This window comes from Noviherbaspirillum malthae (genome assembly GCF_015352985.1).
GTDB lineage: Bacteria > Pseudomonadota > Gammaproteobacteria > Burkholderiales > Burkholderiaceae_D > Noviherbaspirillum > Noviherbaspirillum malthae.
Genome location: NZ_JACYXF010000016.1, coordinates 58,030 through 72,412 on the forward strand (window position 1 = coordinate 58,030; position 14,383 = coordinate 72,412).

The window sequence follows — 14,383 nt, forward strand, 5'->3', positions numbered from 1 at the left end:
TGCCACACCACTCAAGGCATCACGGCTTAGACGAGATCAATCATGGAAGCACATGATGAAACAGTCCGCAAGCATTGACCAACCCTACGCGCTTGACATCAACAGAATCATTTCTGCTTTCGAGACAAATGTTCAAGCTGGCCTGTCTTCGGGGGAGGCGTCGCGGCGGCTGCGTGACGACGGGCCCAATGCACTGCGCGCTGCCCCGCGTCCGCCTGCGTGGCGGCAATTCCTGCTGCATTTTCAGGACCCGCTGGTCTACCTGCTCGTCACTGCCGCGGCCATTGGATTGGCTGCCTGGTTCATGGAAGGCCGCACCGGCATACCCGTTGATGCGATCGTCATTACAGCGATCATCATCCTCAATGCCATCCTGAGCTTCGTGCAGGAAGTGAAGGCAGAAAACGCTGTTGCCGCACTGACCAGCATGACGGCAGCCATGTCGTCGGTACTGCGGGATGGGCAACTCGTCTGCATACCAACGCACGATCTGGTCCGTGGCGACTTGCTCTCGTTGAGCGAGGGCGATATCGTCGGTGCCGATTCACGCCTAGTGCAGGCCTCGGCATTACGCGTACAGGAAGCGTCGCTGACCGGCGAGAGCGAAGCAGTGCTCAAGAATACGGCGGTGCTGCCTCCGCCGGTTGCGCTTGCCGACAGAGCCAACATGGCTTTCAAGGGCACAACCGTTGTTCAGGGCAATGGCCTGGCCATCGTGACCGCCACCGGGATGGCAACGGAGATCGGCACCATCGCGAGCATGCTCGACCGTACCGAGGAGTCGCAAACGCCACTGCAAAAGGAAATCGGCAAGGTGGGTAAAACGCTTGGTGTCGTCGTGACCCTTATTGCCGCGCTCGTCGTGGCGACAGTCCTGCTCATTACTCCAGTTAACGGCATCGCGGAAATCGTCGAGGTCCTCCTGCTTGGCGTCTCGCTTGCCGTGGCTGCAGTGCCGGAAGGACTGCCTGCGGTCCTCTCGATTGTGCTCGCCTTGGGCGTGCAGCGGATGGCACGGCAAAATGCGGTCGTCAAAAAGCTGTCTTCCGTGGAATCGCTAGGGTCGGCCACGGTAATCGCGTCCGACAAGACCGGTACGCTGACCCGGGCTGAAATGACGATCGAGCGCATCGTCACCGCTTCCGGAACGACCCATGTCAGCGGCATTGGATATGCGCCCGAAGGCGAAATCCTGTATCGGGGCGAACGGCTCCAGCCAGGAGCGCTGCTGTCCGAACATGTCACCGTGCTATGCGGCGGCAGCCTGGCCAGCAACGCCAGTCTGCGCAGAAGCGAAGCCGGTCAATGGGAAATCCAGGGCGACCCCACCGAGGCGGCATTCCTTGTCGCTGAGGAAAAGCTGGGTGCCGCGGCCGGACGCAAGCAGCGTTTCGAACGCATCGGTGAAATTCCATTCACCTCGGAACGCAAGCTGATGTCGACCGTACAGATCGATCACGGAGATAGTGAAAATATCTTCATCTTTACAAAGGGAGCGCCCGACGTACTGCTTCAGCGATGCAGCAGGATCAGAATCGGCTTCGACACCGTCCTGCTCGACGACGCCAGGCGCCAGCGCATCGTTGCCGATATCGACAGCCTTACCGATGCAGCCCTGCGTACCCTGGCCGTCGCCTACCGTACCCTGAAACAGGAGGAGGACCCGCATGCAAGTGACGGGTTGGAGCAGGATCTGATCTATGCAGGTACGGTCGGCATCATTGACCCTGCACGTAAAGAAGCCGCTCAGGCAATCCGCGAAGCGCGCCATGCCGGCATTCGAGTGTTGATGATCACTGGCGACCATCCGCGGACCGCAGCGCGCATCGCGGCAGACCTTGGCATTACCACTGCCCCTGCACAGGCATTGACCGGCTTGGATCTGGACAGGATGGACCGGGCTGCCTTTGCCCGTGCGGTCAGATCGACCTCCGTGTTCGCCCGGGTCGCGCCTGAGCATAAGCTGCGGATCGTCGATGCCCTGCAGGCTGACGGCAATGTCGTCGCAATGACCGGTGATGGTGTCAACGACGCACCCGCCTTGAAGTCGGCGGACATTGGCATTGCGATGGGTGTCACTGGTACGGAGGTGACCAAGCAAGCAGCCCGGATGATCCTTGCCGATGACAACTTCGCAACGATTGTTCGTGCGGTCCGCGAGGGACGGCATATCTTCGACAACATCGGGAAGTTCTTGCGTTACCTGCTGTCGTCCAACATTGGCGAGGTATTGACCATCTTCCTCGGCGTGATCCTGGCAGGCGTGCTCGGCTTGACCGATACCGCAGGAGGGCTCGTACTGCCGTTGCTGGCGACCCAGATTTTGTGGATCAATCTACTGACCGATTCAGGACCTGCCTTGGCAATGGGTATTGATCCGGAGACCGATGACGTCATGGCACGGCCGCCCCGCCGGCCGACCGACCGGATCATTGACGCGCGAATGTGGACAAGCGTCTTGCAGACCGGTATCGTGATGGCCATCATCACGCTGATGACCATCGACTTTTATTTGCCGGGCGGCTTGATAGAAGGCTCGCATGATCTGGACAATGCGCGCACCGCCGGCTTCACGGTGCTGGTACTTGCCCAGCTTTACAACTGCTTCAATGCCAGATCGGACATGACCAGCGCATTTCATCACTTGTTTGCCAACAAGTGGCTATGGGGCGCGATCGCCTTCTCCGTGTTGCTGCAGATTGCGGTCGTCCATCTCAGCGTGCTCAACACGGCATTCAATACCGCACCGCTTGGCCTGGACCAGTGGCTGTTCTGCGGTGCCGCTGCCAGTATGGTGTTATGGACCTCCGAACTACGCAAGCTGGTGCGACGCGCAAGAACATCTCGTCTGCTCGAGCCGGCGAAAGCGACATTAGCCCGATAGGCATCGCCGTCATATGTCTCATGCCCTCGTCTCCTGCCACCGCCATGAAACTTCGACTTTCGACAGCATCGCTTATCTTCGCCGGCATCGCGGTCGCCGCCGCCGGAATGGGAAAGATGAAATGGAGTGCCGAAACACGCGCGCTTCGTACCCGCCTGGATGCGGCACGGCGTCCTGTCAAGCCCGAGACGGTCGACTTCAATACACTCATGGCGCTGCCGTCGCCGGTACAACGATTCTTTCGAACGGTTCTCAAAGACCACCAACCGGTCTTGGCGGGTGTACGCGTCAAGCACCACGGCATGTTCAACATGAGCAAGTCCGGTGACAAATGGCATGCATTCACCTCGGATCAGATGGTGGTCACGCAGCGGCCCGGGTTCGATTGGGACGCACGCATTGGAATCCTGCCGGGCTTGAATGTGCATGTCCGTGACGCCTATGCGACTGGTGAAGGCATTCTTCACGCTGCACTGCTCGGCTTGTTCACCGTTGCGCACCTGCACGGCAGTCGCGATGTCGCAGAGGGCGAAATCATGCGCTTTCTCGCAGAAGCAGCCTGGTATCCGACTGCATTGCTGCCAAGCCAGGGGATACGCTGGGATGCCGTGGACGCAAGCTCGGCGAAAGCCACGCTAGAAGACGGCAATGTCAAGCAGACCCTTCTGTTCACCTTTACCGAGGCCGGACTGATTGATTCTGTACGGGCCGAAGCGCGCGGCCGTACTGTGGATGGGAGAGTTGTTCCAACCCCCTGGCAAGGCCGATTCTGGAACTATGCGCAACGCGCAGGCATGTCGATACCACTTGACGGCGAAGTGATGTGGATGCTGCCGGAGGGTCCCAAGCCTTACTGGCGTGGCCGCATTGCCGAGATTGCCTATGAATTTGTGCAGTAGACAGGCCTTGCAGGCGATTCCGCAAAGCCGGCGCCAGCTAGCTATTCAGTGAGCCATCAGCACTGGAATCGTCATCTGCTCAAGCACGGTACGTGTTACCCCGCCACGCAGCATTTCCTGGAAACGGGAATGGCCATAGCAGCCCATGACCAGCAAGTCACTGCGCACTGTATTGCAGCATGCAAGGAGCGTGCTGCCGAAGTCGCCGTGGCTGTCGTGCTCCTGTAGTACGTTCGCTGCAACGTCATGATGGGCGAGGTACCGAACGATATCTCCCCCTGCAGCATCAGCCGGACCCGCGTGCTTCATGCCATGGCGCAGGATCAATATGTCTACCTTGCCGACCCGTTCCAGAAGCGGCAGGGCATGATGCAGGACACGAGTCGCTTCCAGGCCGCCATCCCAGGCCAGCAACGGATTGGCGGCCAGCGCTTCGACTTTATAGCGATGGGGCAGCACCAGCACCGGCCGTCCGCTGGATACTGCGACATATTCCGGAAGATCGTCGGCCATGGGATTGGCCGGCTCATCAGGATCCAATTGGGTAAGGATAGTCAGGTCGCTGTAGCGGGCATGCAGACTCAGGCCATTAAGCTCTTCATCCGCTACCAGCCTGGACTCAAAATCATGTATCCCGGCAGCGCGCGCAGTTTCTTCGAAGCGGGCCAGTGCTGCCTCAGCCGACTTGTGCAGGCGGCCGATTTCTTGATGCAACGCTTCCGTGCCTTGCCCGCCCTGCTGCCGGACTCGCTCGGACAAACGCAGGTAGTGAGAGATTCCAGTGACCGCAACACCAGCTATATGGGTATTGATATTATCCCCGGCAAGGGCGGCGGCACGAACACGCTGTTCCATATGAGGGGAATGATCGGCATGGACAAGGATGGTCTTATAGGACATTGCACATTCCCTGGCGTACGGAAATCAATTCAAGATTAGTCACGACATCCGGTTCGATATCATCTCGATGTCACTGGACACATTTTTGAAGAGTCCCAGCAATGCATAAATACTGATGAACGTCAGACTTGCAGCAGCTCGGTATGGCCGAATCCCTTTCGATAGTCAAGTACCGACAAGAACTGCGGCCGTATCTTCAATAACAGCATATCGCTGGTCTGGTTCGACTTAGTCCATTCCAGCAGCTGCGGGAAGCGCTTGATCATGCAGTCGGCAGCATGCTGAAGCTCCTTTGCGTCGTTGAGGAATTCTGCCGTGCCGCTGATGGACAGCCCCTTGATCTCGTTCCAGTCCTTGTACGGTGCGTTGATCGTCAGCGATACCTTGTTATTGCGGCGCAGGTTGTCTGCCTTCTGGCTGTCCTTGCCGATACCGATGTAGATGTCCATGCCATCGTTCGCATAGCTGACCGTAGTCGCCTGCGGGTATCCATCCGGCCTTACGGTGGCAAGCGTCAGATCCTTGCCGTGATCGATGATGTCCATTATGAACTGCTCGATTGATTTGTCCACGTCAGCATCCTTCTGCGATGAATTTGGCGCCGATGTCTTCGCATTCGGCATCGGTTCTGTCAATGTCACTATGCTTGCCATGCCGTGGCTGCCACCTTGACCTGGATCAAAAAAGCCGGACTGCTGGAAGAAGCTTCCATTGCAGTTCCGGCGTTCAGGGTACTTTGATTTGCATCAATCAAATTTTCAACCCGCACTTCTACCATGGGTTCGCCTGTTCATCGACGCTGACCACCAGACCGCCAGACCGCCAACCGTACCGGACACGCGTTTGATTCCGGTTTCCTTACCACATCATGGGAGTTCCGATATGTCGTACCGTACGATAGCCGTTCACGTCAACGCATCCCGCCATACCAGGCAACGCGTTGTACTGGCAGCACGGATAGCTGCAGAAAACGATGCGCATCTCATCGGCGTGGCACCGACCGGCTTGCTGCCGGTGCTGTATTCAGGAGGCATGGTTCCCGGTGCGGCGCCGATGCTGGAAGCCTGCATGACATACATGCAGGAGCATGCCGAGAAAGCCCTGGCTGAATTCGAACAGATTGCCGAACGCGGTCATGTCCGGTCCTTCGAGAAACGGCTTATCGAGGATGAAGCCGGCGAAGCATTATCCTTGCAGGCACGCTATTGCGACCTCGTCATTGTCGGCCAGTCGGACCCTGCGGAAACGGTTGCCAGCGAACGTAGTGATGTTGCCGAGTACACCTTGCTCAACAGCGGGCGCCCGATACTCGTGGCGCCGTATGTCGATGACAATTCCCGTTTCGGGGAGCGAGCGGTCATTGCCTGGGACGGCAGTCTGGCCGCCGCGCGTGCGGTCAATGGCGCGCTCCCACTGCTGCGGGCGACGCGTCAGGTACAGGTCGTGATCTTCAATCCGGAGGTATCCCTGCGCGCGCACGGCGAGGAACCCGGAGCCGATATCGCCGCCTACCTCGTACGCCATGGAATCAACGTCGATGTTTCCAGGCAAAAGACCACGCCGGACATCGATGTGGCCAATGCGCTGCTGTCCCATGTGGCCGACTTCGGCGCCGGCTTGCTCGTCATGGGTGGCTATGGCCGCTCGCGCCTGAGTGAGATCCTGCTTGGCGGGACTACGCGCACGGTCCTGCAGTCGATGACGGTACCCGTGCTCATTTCGCATTGAGTCCGGTACTGATTGCACACGTCTGTGCTCAATCCCCACAGCCGGCAACGCTCCTTCCGATCCGAGGCGCACATGACGATTCGCAACCTGAATTACCTGTTTCATCCCAAGTCGCTCGCCATCATCGGTGCGTCCAACAAGGCTCGCAGCGTCGGGACCACCGTGCTGGAGAATGTCATCCATGCGGGATTCGAAGGGGAAATCTATCCTGTCAATCCCAAGTATGAAACGCTGTGCGGCCTCAAGGCCTACCCGGACATTGCTTCCCTGCCCGGCGCTCCCGACCTGGCCGTCATCTGTACGCCGCCTGCCAGCGTGCCGGAGCTGATCGGCCAACTCGGCGAACGCGGAACCCGAGCGGCCATTGTGCTCACAGCAGGATTGTCGGCCCACAGGGACTGGCGCGGCAGGACGATGAAGGAGCTGATGCTGGCCGCCGCAAAGCCATACCTGTTGCGTATCCTGGGGCCTAACTGTGTCGGCATGCTGGTGCCGGGCATCCGCCTCAATGCCAGCTTCGCTCATATCGATGCCTTGCCTGGCAAGATCGCGTTCGTCTCCCAATCCGGAGCCATGGTCACCGGCGTACTCGACTGGGCCAAGTCGCGCAACATCGGATTTTCGAAGTTCATTTCCCTTGGCGACAGCGCAGATGTCGATTTCGGCGACGTCCTCGACTATCTTGCGGGCGACCCCGATACGCAAGCCATCCTGCTGTACATAGAAGCGGTCAGCTCGGCACGCAAGTTCATGTCGGCGGCGCGTGCCGCTGCACGCAGCAAGCCGACACTGGTCATCAAGGCCGGCCGGGTCGCAGAAGGCGCAAAGGCGGCGACATCCCATACTGGTGCGTTGGCCGGCTCCGATGAGGTGTACGACGCGGCGATCCGGCGTGCGGGCATGCTGCGGGTGTATTCGACCGAAGAACTGTTCGATGCGGTCGAGACCCTTGCCCGCCTGCGTCCGCTGTGCGGAGAGCGCCTGGCAATTCTGACCAACGGCGGTGGTCCGGGTGTAATGGCGACCGATAGCCTTATCTCGTCCGGTGGCAAGCTCGCTCATCTTTCTCCTGCGACGTTGGAACGTCTTGACGCGGTATTGCCGGGCAACTGGTCCAAGGCCAATCCGATCGATATTGTGGGTGATGCGCCGCCTGAACGTTATGCGCAGGCCCTTAAAATCCTGTTGGACGACAAGGAAGTCGATGCAATACTTTTTATTCATGCCCCTACGGCGATCGTACCGAGCGCCGAGATAGCAACGACGCTGTCCTCGATCGTCAGGCAATCCCAGCGTAATGTATTGGCATGCTGGCTAGGTGGCGAGTCTGTAGCAGCGGCGCGGCGTACTTTCGCGGACGTGGGAGTGCCTACCTACGATACTCCGGAAAAAGCGGTCGGCGGCTTCATGCAGATGGTCCGCTACCGGAGGAACCAGCAACTGCTAATGGAAGTCCCGTCTGCCATATCGAACACGGACCTTGAAGACAAGAAAAGCGCGCGCGCCATCGTGGAACAAATCATTGCCGAGGGTCGCGAGCTGCTTTCGGAATGGGAAGCCAAACAGGTATTGGCGGCCTACGGCGTTCCGATCGTGGAAACCCGCACGGTCGCTGATGCGGCGGCTGCGGGCCGGGAAGCACAAGACATCGGCTTTCCCGTCGCCTTGAAAATCCTGTCGCCGGATATCACCCACAAGTCAGATGTAGGCGGTGTCGTGCTCGATCTGGAGAGCGCTGAAACGGTGACAGCGGCTGCCGAAAAAATGCATCGGCGGCTCTGTGAACTGTATCCGCATGCGCGGTTGGCAGGCTTCACGGTGCAGGCCATGGCAAGACGGCCGGAGGGACGTGAAGTCATTGTAGGCGTTGCAACGGACCCGGTGTTCGGACCTGTCATTCTTTTCGGGCAAGGCGGTATTGCGGTCGAAGTGACGGCAGACCGTGCAATTGCACTGCCTCCGCTTAACGGTGTGTTGGCCCGCGAACTGATCTCGCGTACCCGTATTGCACGACTACTTGGCGGCTACCGCAATCGTCGTCCGGCCGATATCGACGCAGTCAGCCGCACATTGGTGCAGGTATCCGACATGGTGATTGATCTGCCGGAACTGCAGGAGCTCGACATCAATCCGTTGTTCGCGGACGCCGATGGCGTGATTGCGCTGGATGCGCGCATCTCCGTGAAGCCGGTAAAAGGCAATGGATTGGAGCGACTGGCCATCCGTCCATATCCGGCAGAGCTGGAGGAATGGATACAGTGGCAAGGTACCGAGGTCTTGCTGCGTCCGATCCGGCCCGAGGACGGTGCCGCACATGTGGCTTTCTTCAATGCGCTGGATGCGGAAGACATCCGCTACCGCATGTTCATCCGCATGCGTGAGCTATCACCCTCACAGCTCGCACGGCTGACACAGATCGACTACGGCCGGGAAATGGCCTTCATCGCCACTCGCAAGCTCAACACTGGAGCATGGGAAACCCTCGGCGTTGCCCGCGTCGTTACGGATCCTGACAACGTTGAAGCAGAGTTTGCGGTGATTGTTCGATCCGATCTCAAAGGCCGGGGACTAGGTTACGCACTCATGACGAAATTAATCATGTATTGCACTGACCGGGGTACGCAGCGCATCGTCGGGGAGGCGCTCAGCTACAACCATGGGATCCTTGATCTGGCCACCAGCCTCGGATTTGAAATCTCACCCTCGAGCGAAGCGGGAACAATGTTGATGAAGCTTGAATTGAAGCCGAAATGACACCAGCCCACTCGGCCATGCCGGCCTGCGAACAATGCCGGTTGCATTGCGGACCGTGCCTTGTCAAACCGGAATGGATTCGAACGCTGGCATGGGTGTATCCGAACGCGGGAGATGCTGATTCCTTTATTTCACTAGCTCAGGAGAGACTTGTCATGTTCAAGAGCATACTCGTTCCAACCGATGGATCGCCGTTGGCGGAGAAGACCTTCGGATCTGCGATTGAGGCAGCCAAGACGAATAACGGAAAAATCGTAGCGATTTCGGTGGCGCATCCCTTTGTGTATCCGCGTCCGACCAAAGAATCCACAGTACCCGATTACAAGAAGGAATATGAGCACGATGCGCTGCGCCTTGCAAAACAACACGTCCAGCGTCTTGCCGGAGAGGCGCAGAAACAGGGTGTGCCATGTGAAACGACCACGCCATGTTCAGCGGATCCCAGCGGGGAGATCGTTGCAGCCGTGGAACGCTTCGGCTGCGATGTCATCTTCATTGCTTCGCACGGACGCAGGGGTATAAGCAAGCTCTTGCTAGGCAGCGAGACGCAGCGCGTACTGGCAGACTCCCCGGTCCCGGTGATGGTCTTCCGTTAAGCGGCTCTCACTATCGGCCCGCTCCCCATCATGGGTCGCCTCTGATGTCCGGGAAGCTGCATGCATGTTCAACACCATATGAGGCCGAGCTTCTGCCTTGAGGCAGTCAGGCGAAAAAGCGGAGCTAATTCTCATATTCGTTCGTTTCGAAAGCGGCAAGTTGCCCTGCCTCTCCGCTGATGATTTTGGTGGCCCAGGGACGGCATCTCATCAAACGCAGATGCGGCCTTGCCCCCTGCGTCCCAGACCGGCATTCGCATCCACCGGGTCTCACCTGCGGTCCGTAAACGCGGATGTCAGACGGCCGTCATTGGCAGTTGCAGGTCAGCTCCGAATAAATTGACTTGGATCAATCAAATTTCGGGGCACCACTTCTAACATCGCTTCCTGCCATTGAAAGGCATTGGAGCATTAGCCGTTCTCATGCAGGCCAATGCAGGCCTCCACTGCCATTAGACCCTTTGAGAAAGCATGTATGTGCGTCACTCCTGTTGCCGATCCATCCTTGGAACAACCCGCGCTGGGCATCGCCTTCATGGATGAATCCCACCGGGCACTTCACGGTAAGCTTGAGCGTCTTTCATCGGTTGCCGATGTCGAATTCGCCGCCGCGTTCGAGGCACTGCTCAAGGAAGTCCATGATCATTTCAAGGAAGAGGAGCAGGCGATGGAAGAAATTGCCTTTCGCGGAATCTCATGCCACCGCGACCAGCATGCCCAGGCGCTTAATGCGCTCCAGCATGCCTGTTTGCGTGCCAGGGAGGGCACAATAGCCGAAGGAAGGGAGATTGGCGGCCTGTTTTCGCAATGGCTCCATTTCCATATTGCGACAATGGACAGGATGCTTGCGTCGGTTTTGCAGCATGCTGAAGCATCGAAGGCGGACTGCGCCGTCGATTGAAACCGGCCACGAGAACCACGGAACGCTCCTTTACGCTATCGGCGTCCCATGCCGGAAGACAGATGGGTGGTTTGCAGTTTGGGAGTATTCGCACCTGCAGGACAGCGCAGACTTTTCCCGGGATACAGTAATGCCGCCTCTTCCGACAAAGCAGTTAAGTCAAGCCAGCACACATACGGCCATCGAAGACCTGCAGGCCATCTTTACCGGTACCTTGCTGGCTGCCATCGGCGTCTCTGTGCTGAGCAAGGCTGGCCTGGTAACGGGTGGCATTGTCGGCCTCTCACTTCTGGTTCACCAGCTGACCGGGGTCAGCTTCGGCTTGTTCTTTGCCGCCATCAACCTTCCCTTCTACATTCTCGCGGTAAGAAAAAAGGGATGGGGCTTCACCATCAAGACGCTCGGCTCCGTGCTCCTGCTGTCAGGTTTCTGCGAGGCCATTCCAATCTTGATGCACTTCCACAGCATCGATCCGGTTTTCGCCTCAATATCCGGCGGCTTGCTTGCCGGCGTCGGCTTGCTCATCCTGTTCCGCCACAATGCAAGTCTCGGCGGCTTCAACATTATTTGCCTGTATCTGCAGGAAGTATTCGGCCTGCGCGCAGGCTTTATGCAGTTGACGCTGGACTGCCTGGTGTTGTTGATGTGCGCGATGACGAACAGTATTCAAACAACCCTCATCTCTCTGATCGCAACAGTCATTCTAAATCTGACTCTCGCCAACAACCATCGCGCCGGCCGCTACATCGGCAAGAGCGCGGAACAGTAGTGACGGGACATGACCAGTTCCCGAAGCCAACCGCACCGGCAAGCCATGGGAATCGGCCATGCGCTTTGCGCAGTCGGCTGCGCCGTGCCACGATTGCCTCACAAAGGCCCAATACCAATCCCAAGGCATAACATTCCATGAGATCGCGTCTTTAGCAGATGAGTTCAGTAGGCAGAAATCGTTCGCCACATGCTTGATCTCGGCAGCCTGCATAAAGGCCTGGATCGAGAGATGAAAATCCCTTACGGCGAAACGGTATTGGAGAACAGGTCAAAGCCGGATCCTATCCGCACACAGGGAATGTTTCACGTCATATTGCCTTGAACAGGCTGGTTCCGCCTCCCAAGAACGCTGCGGATCTTGCGCGCCAGCTGCTCGCGCCGGTAGGGTTTCGAAAGCAGTTCGACGCCGGCATCGAGGCGTCCGCCGTGAACGATTGCGTTCTGGGCATAGCCGGAGGTATAGAGAATGGCAACATCCGGCATCCGTTGCTGCACGAGTTTTGCCAGCTCGACGCTGCGAAGCGGCCCTGGCATGACCACGTCGGTGAACAGCATGTCGATCGTGGCGCCCTCTTCGATCAAGGACAAAGCCTCTGCGGCCTGCGCAGCCTGAAGGACATGGTAGCCAAGGTCTTCCAGCAAGGCGACGACCGTCACTCTGACCACAGGGTCGTCTTCCACCACCAGAATGGTCTCGTCGCCGCCCAGAACCGACAGGTCGGTCTGCGCCGGCAGCACCTGCTCGTCGTCCAGATGCCGGGGAAGGTAGATCCTGACGCTTGTACCCTGGCCCACCTCGCTGTAGATGCGGATATGGCCGCCGCTTTGCTTCACAAACCCGTATGCCATTGCCAGCCCCAGTCCCGTACCTTCGCCCTCCGGCTTGGTGGTGAAGAAGGGTTCGAACGCCTGTTCAAGCACGTCCGGCGTCATGCCGCATCCGGTGTCGGTGATGGCAAGCATCACATATTGGCCGGCACGCAGGTCCGGCTCCGAAGCCACGTAGTCCTCATCGAGGAAGGCATTGCCGAGCTCGATGGTCAACCGGCCGCCGCCGGGCATCGCATCCCGGGCATTGATGGCCAGGTTCAGGATCACGTTCTCGAGCTGGTTCGGGTCGACAAAGGCATTCCACAAGCCGCCGGCCGAGCTGGTTTCCACATCGATTTCCTCGCCCAGGGACCTTCGCAGCAGACTTCCCAGGTTCTCCAGCAGACGGCGCAAGTTGACCGTGACGGGCGCAAGCGGCTGCCGCCGGGCAAAGGCCAGCAGCTGGCTCGACAGATTGGCGCCGCGCTCGACCGCATGGAGCGTGTTCTGCAGCCGTTCACGACGCTCCGCTTCCGTCCCCGGCCGGATGAGCATGATCTGGATGTTGCCTGAAATAATCTGGAGGACGTTGTTGAAATCATGCGCGACACCGCCGGTGAGCTTGCCTACCGCCTCCAGTTTCTGCGTACGGTGAAGCGCCAGGCGCGCCGCTTCCAGGTCTTTTCGCTGCTGCTGTTCACGTGCGTGAGCCTGCTGCTGCAACCTCAGATCCCGCACGAAAGCATGTACCTGGATGTCGTGGCCATCCGTCACCGTCGACAGGGACACTTCCACCGGTATCGAATGGCCATCCCGGTGAAGCCATTCCGACTCGAACCGGACGTGGTGCATATGGCTTGCCGACGTCGCCTCGGTCATCCTGCTGAATTCCTCTCTGCGATCAGCCGGAACGATGCGTTCAAGCAGTGTCCGGCCGCGTATTTCCTCCGCCTTCCAGCCAAAGATTTCCATGGCGCGCCGATTCCACTCCACGACCGCCCCCGTGCCGTCCGTGGCAATAAACGCGTCATGCGCCTGGTCGAGGATCAGGCGCACCTTCCGCCGGTCTTGTTCAATCCGGCGATGCGAAGTTCTCAGTTCATCCGTCATCTGCTCGGCCAGGCCTCTGGCCCGCTTGCCGACGCTTGCCAGCGACCATACGAGCATTGCCAGCAAGAGCGCCGTGATGCTCCCTCCCCACAGGATCAGGCGCGGCGAACCGTCGCTTGTACGCGCAAGAAAACCGGGGGAGGGCGTGGTTTTGACAGTCCATCGGTGACCTGCGATTTCTAGTTCCTCCACGCGAAGAGGCCAGGCGGCCGGATGTGCGTTCGCAGCACATCCGTATAGGCAAGCCTGGGCCGATGGCACTCCGTCGTAGATGGACACGGCCAATTCGACCGCCTGGCTGTTTTGCAGGCCTTCCATGAAGTCATTGATGCGAAACGGTGCGTAGACCCAGCCGCGCAGGTCCGCATGCCGGTCCGGGGCAGCTGCGGCTTGCTGATCCTTGTACTCCTTGTACAAGGGGAGATAAAGCAGAAAGCCGGGCTGCCCTTCACTGCTGCCTTCCTGAACCAGAGTCACCTTGCCCGACATCGCTGCCCTGCCGCTGTTCCAGGCGCGTTCCATTGCCCGCCGGCGTATCGGCTCGCTGTACATGTCATACCCGAAGGCGCGGCGGTTCATCACGTCGAAGGGTTCGATCATGGTGATCGAGCTATAGATTTCCCGCTCACCTTCCGGCCGGATCGCATATTCCGGGAATCCGGATTGGCGCATCGCATCGATGTGAGCCGCCAGTTCATCGGGCCGGACGACCACGGCGTAGCCGATTCCCTGGATACCGGGGAAATATTCGGACAGATTCAGGGATGACACATAGGTTCGGAAGCGGTCCGCCGGCACCGAGGGCGTCGATAAAAACAGCGATCGGGTGCCGCGCAGCACCTGCTCGTACGTTGCCATGCGCCGCACAATACGGGACTTCAGTTCGTCCACGCGGAAGTCGAATTCTGCAAGCTGCTTTCGCATGACTGCCTGCGTCGCACTCTGCCAGGCAAGGGCTGTCAGGGCAAGGCATGTCAACAACACCAGGCTGGCCAGCAGCAACGGCGAAGCGAGTCTCGATGCGGACATG

At 58.8% G+C, this 14,383-nt stretch carries 11 protein-coding genes; 7 read left to right on the top strand and 4 right to left on the bottom strand.

Translation table 11 applies throughout. The annotated features are described in order from the left end of the window. Positions 1-52: 52 nt before the first annotated feature. Together IGW03_RS18260 and IGW03_RS18265 are read left to right on the top strand one after the other, a co-directional pair. Positions 53-2,884: a cation-translocating P-type ATPase gene (locus IGW03_RS18260; protein ID WP_323744993.1), complete on the top strand. Its 2,832-nt coding sequence runs from the start codon at positions 53-55 to the stop codon at positions 2,882-2,884. A 44-nt stretch (positions 2,885-2,928) separates the two neighbouring features. Then, positions 2,929-3,783 (top strand): DUF6920 family protein, encoded by an 855-nt coding sequence (locus IGW03_RS18265; protein ID WP_194723994.1) that lies wholly within the window; start codon positions 2,929-2,931, stop codon positions 3,781-3,783. Between the two features lie 45 nt (positions 3,784-3,828). On the opposite strand, the gene IGW03_RS18270 is transcribed toward IGW03_RS18265, so the two are convergent. The 3 genes from IGW03_RS18270 to IGW03_RS18280 form a co-directional block, all read right to left on the bottom strand. After that, positions 3,829-4,683, bottom strand: a complete 855-nt coding sequence (locus tag IGW03_RS18270) for a universal stress protein (protein ID WP_194723995.1) — start codon at positions 4,681-4,683, stop codon at positions 3,829-3,831. 122 nt (positions 4,684-4,805) lie between these two features. Next, a complete protein-coding gene (locus IGW03_RS18275; RefSeq protein ID WP_323744994.1) occupies positions 4,806-5,255 on the bottom strand; it encodes a pyridoxamine 5'-phosphate oxidase family protein in 450 nt (149 codons plus the stop codon). A 68-nt stretch (positions 5,256-5,323) separates the two neighbouring features. After that, positions 5,324-5,461: a hypothetical protein gene (locus IGW03_RS18280; protein WP_194723996.1), complete on the bottom strand. Its 138-nt coding sequence runs from the start codon at positions 5,459-5,461 to the stop codon at positions 5,324-5,326. 104 nt (positions 5,462-5,565) lie between these two features. Here IGW03_RS18280 and IGW03_RS18285 point away from each other — a divergent pair, with 104 nt between their 5' ends. The 5 genes from IGW03_RS18285 (at position 5,566) to IGW03_RS18305 (ending at position 11,431) form a co-directional block, all read left to right on the top strand. Beyond that, positions 5,566-6,411: a universal stress protein gene (locus IGW03_RS18285; RefSeq protein WP_194723997.1), complete on the top strand. Its 846-nt coding sequence runs from the start codon at positions 5,566-5,568 to the stop codon at positions 6,409-6,411. 72 nt (positions 6,412-6,483) lie between these two features. Next, positions 6,484-9,165, top strand: coding sequence for a bifunctional acetate--CoA ligase family protein/GNAT family N-acetyltransferase (locus IGW03_RS18290; protein ID WP_194723998.1), 2,682 nt, complete (start codon positions 6,484-6,486; stop codon positions 9,163-9,165). Between the two features lie 155 nt (positions 9,166-9,320). Next, positions 9,321-9,761, top strand: coding sequence for a universal stress protein (locus IGW03_RS18295; RefSeq protein ID WP_194723999.1), 441 nt, complete (start codon positions 9,321-9,323; stop codon positions 9,759-9,761). A gap of 505 nt (positions 9,762-10,266) precedes the next feature. Beyond that, complete coding sequence (locus IGW03_RS18300) at positions 10,267-10,662, top strand: bacteriohemerythrin (RefSeq protein WP_194724000.1); 396 nt, start codon at positions 10,267-10,269, stop codon at positions 10,660-10,662. Next, positions 10,625-11,431 carry a YitT family protein gene (locus IGW03_RS18305; protein ID WP_228535745.1) on the top strand — a complete coding sequence of 269 codons (807 nt, stop codon included), beginning with the start codon at positions 10,625-10,627 and terminating at the stop codon, positions 11,429-11,431. The genes IGW03_RS18300 and IGW03_RS18305 overlap by 38 nt, the downstream gene beginning before the upstream one ends. Before the next feature lie 305 nt (positions 11,432-11,736). Here the strand turns inward: IGW03_RS18305 and IGW03_RS18310 are convergent, their stop codons facing one another. Then, complete coding sequence (locus IGW03_RS18310) at positions 11,737-14,382, bottom strand: CHASE domain-containing protein (RefSeq protein WP_194724001.1); 2,646 nt, start codon at positions 14,380-14,382, stop codon at positions 11,737-11,739. Position 14,383: the final 1 nt, after the last annotated feature.

Bases quoted from the DNA above. Each gene is read 5' to 3' on its own strand.
- IGW03_RS18260 (WP_323744993.1), top strand. From the start codon at position 53: ATGATGAAACAGTCCGCAAGCATTGACCAACCCTACGCGCTTGACATC.
- IGW03_RS18265 (WP_194723994.1), top strand. From the start codon at position 2,929: ATGAAACTTCGACTTTCGACAGCATCGCTTATCTTCGCCGGCATCGCG.
- IGW03_RS18270 (WP_194723995.1), bottom strand. From the start codon at position 4,683: ATGTCCTATAAGACCATCCTTGTCCATGCCGATCATTCCCCTCATATG.
- IGW03_RS18280 (WP_194723996.1), bottom strand. From the start codon at position 5,461: ATGGTAGAAGTGCGGGTTGAAAATTTGATTGATGCAAATCAAAGTACC.
- IGW03_RS18285 (WP_194723997.1), top strand. From the start codon at position 5,566: ATGTCGTACCGTACGATAGCCGTTCACGTCAACGCATCCCGCCATACC.
- IGW03_RS18290 (WP_194723998.1), top strand. From the start codon at position 6,484: ATGACGATTCGCAACCTGAATTACCTGTTTCATCCCAAGTCGCTCGCC.
- IGW03_RS18295 (WP_194723999.1), top strand. From the start codon at position 9,321: ATGTTCAAGAGCATACTCGTTCCAACCGATGGATCGCCGTTGGCGGAG.
- IGW03_RS18305 (WP_228535745.1), top strand. From the start codon at position 10,625: ATGCTGAAGCATCGAAGGCGGACTGCGCCGTCGATTGAAACCGGCCAC.
- IGW03_RS18310 (WP_194724001.1), bottom strand. From the start codon at position 14,382: ATGTCCGCATCGAGACTCGCTTCGCCGTTGCTGCTGGCCAGCCTGGTG.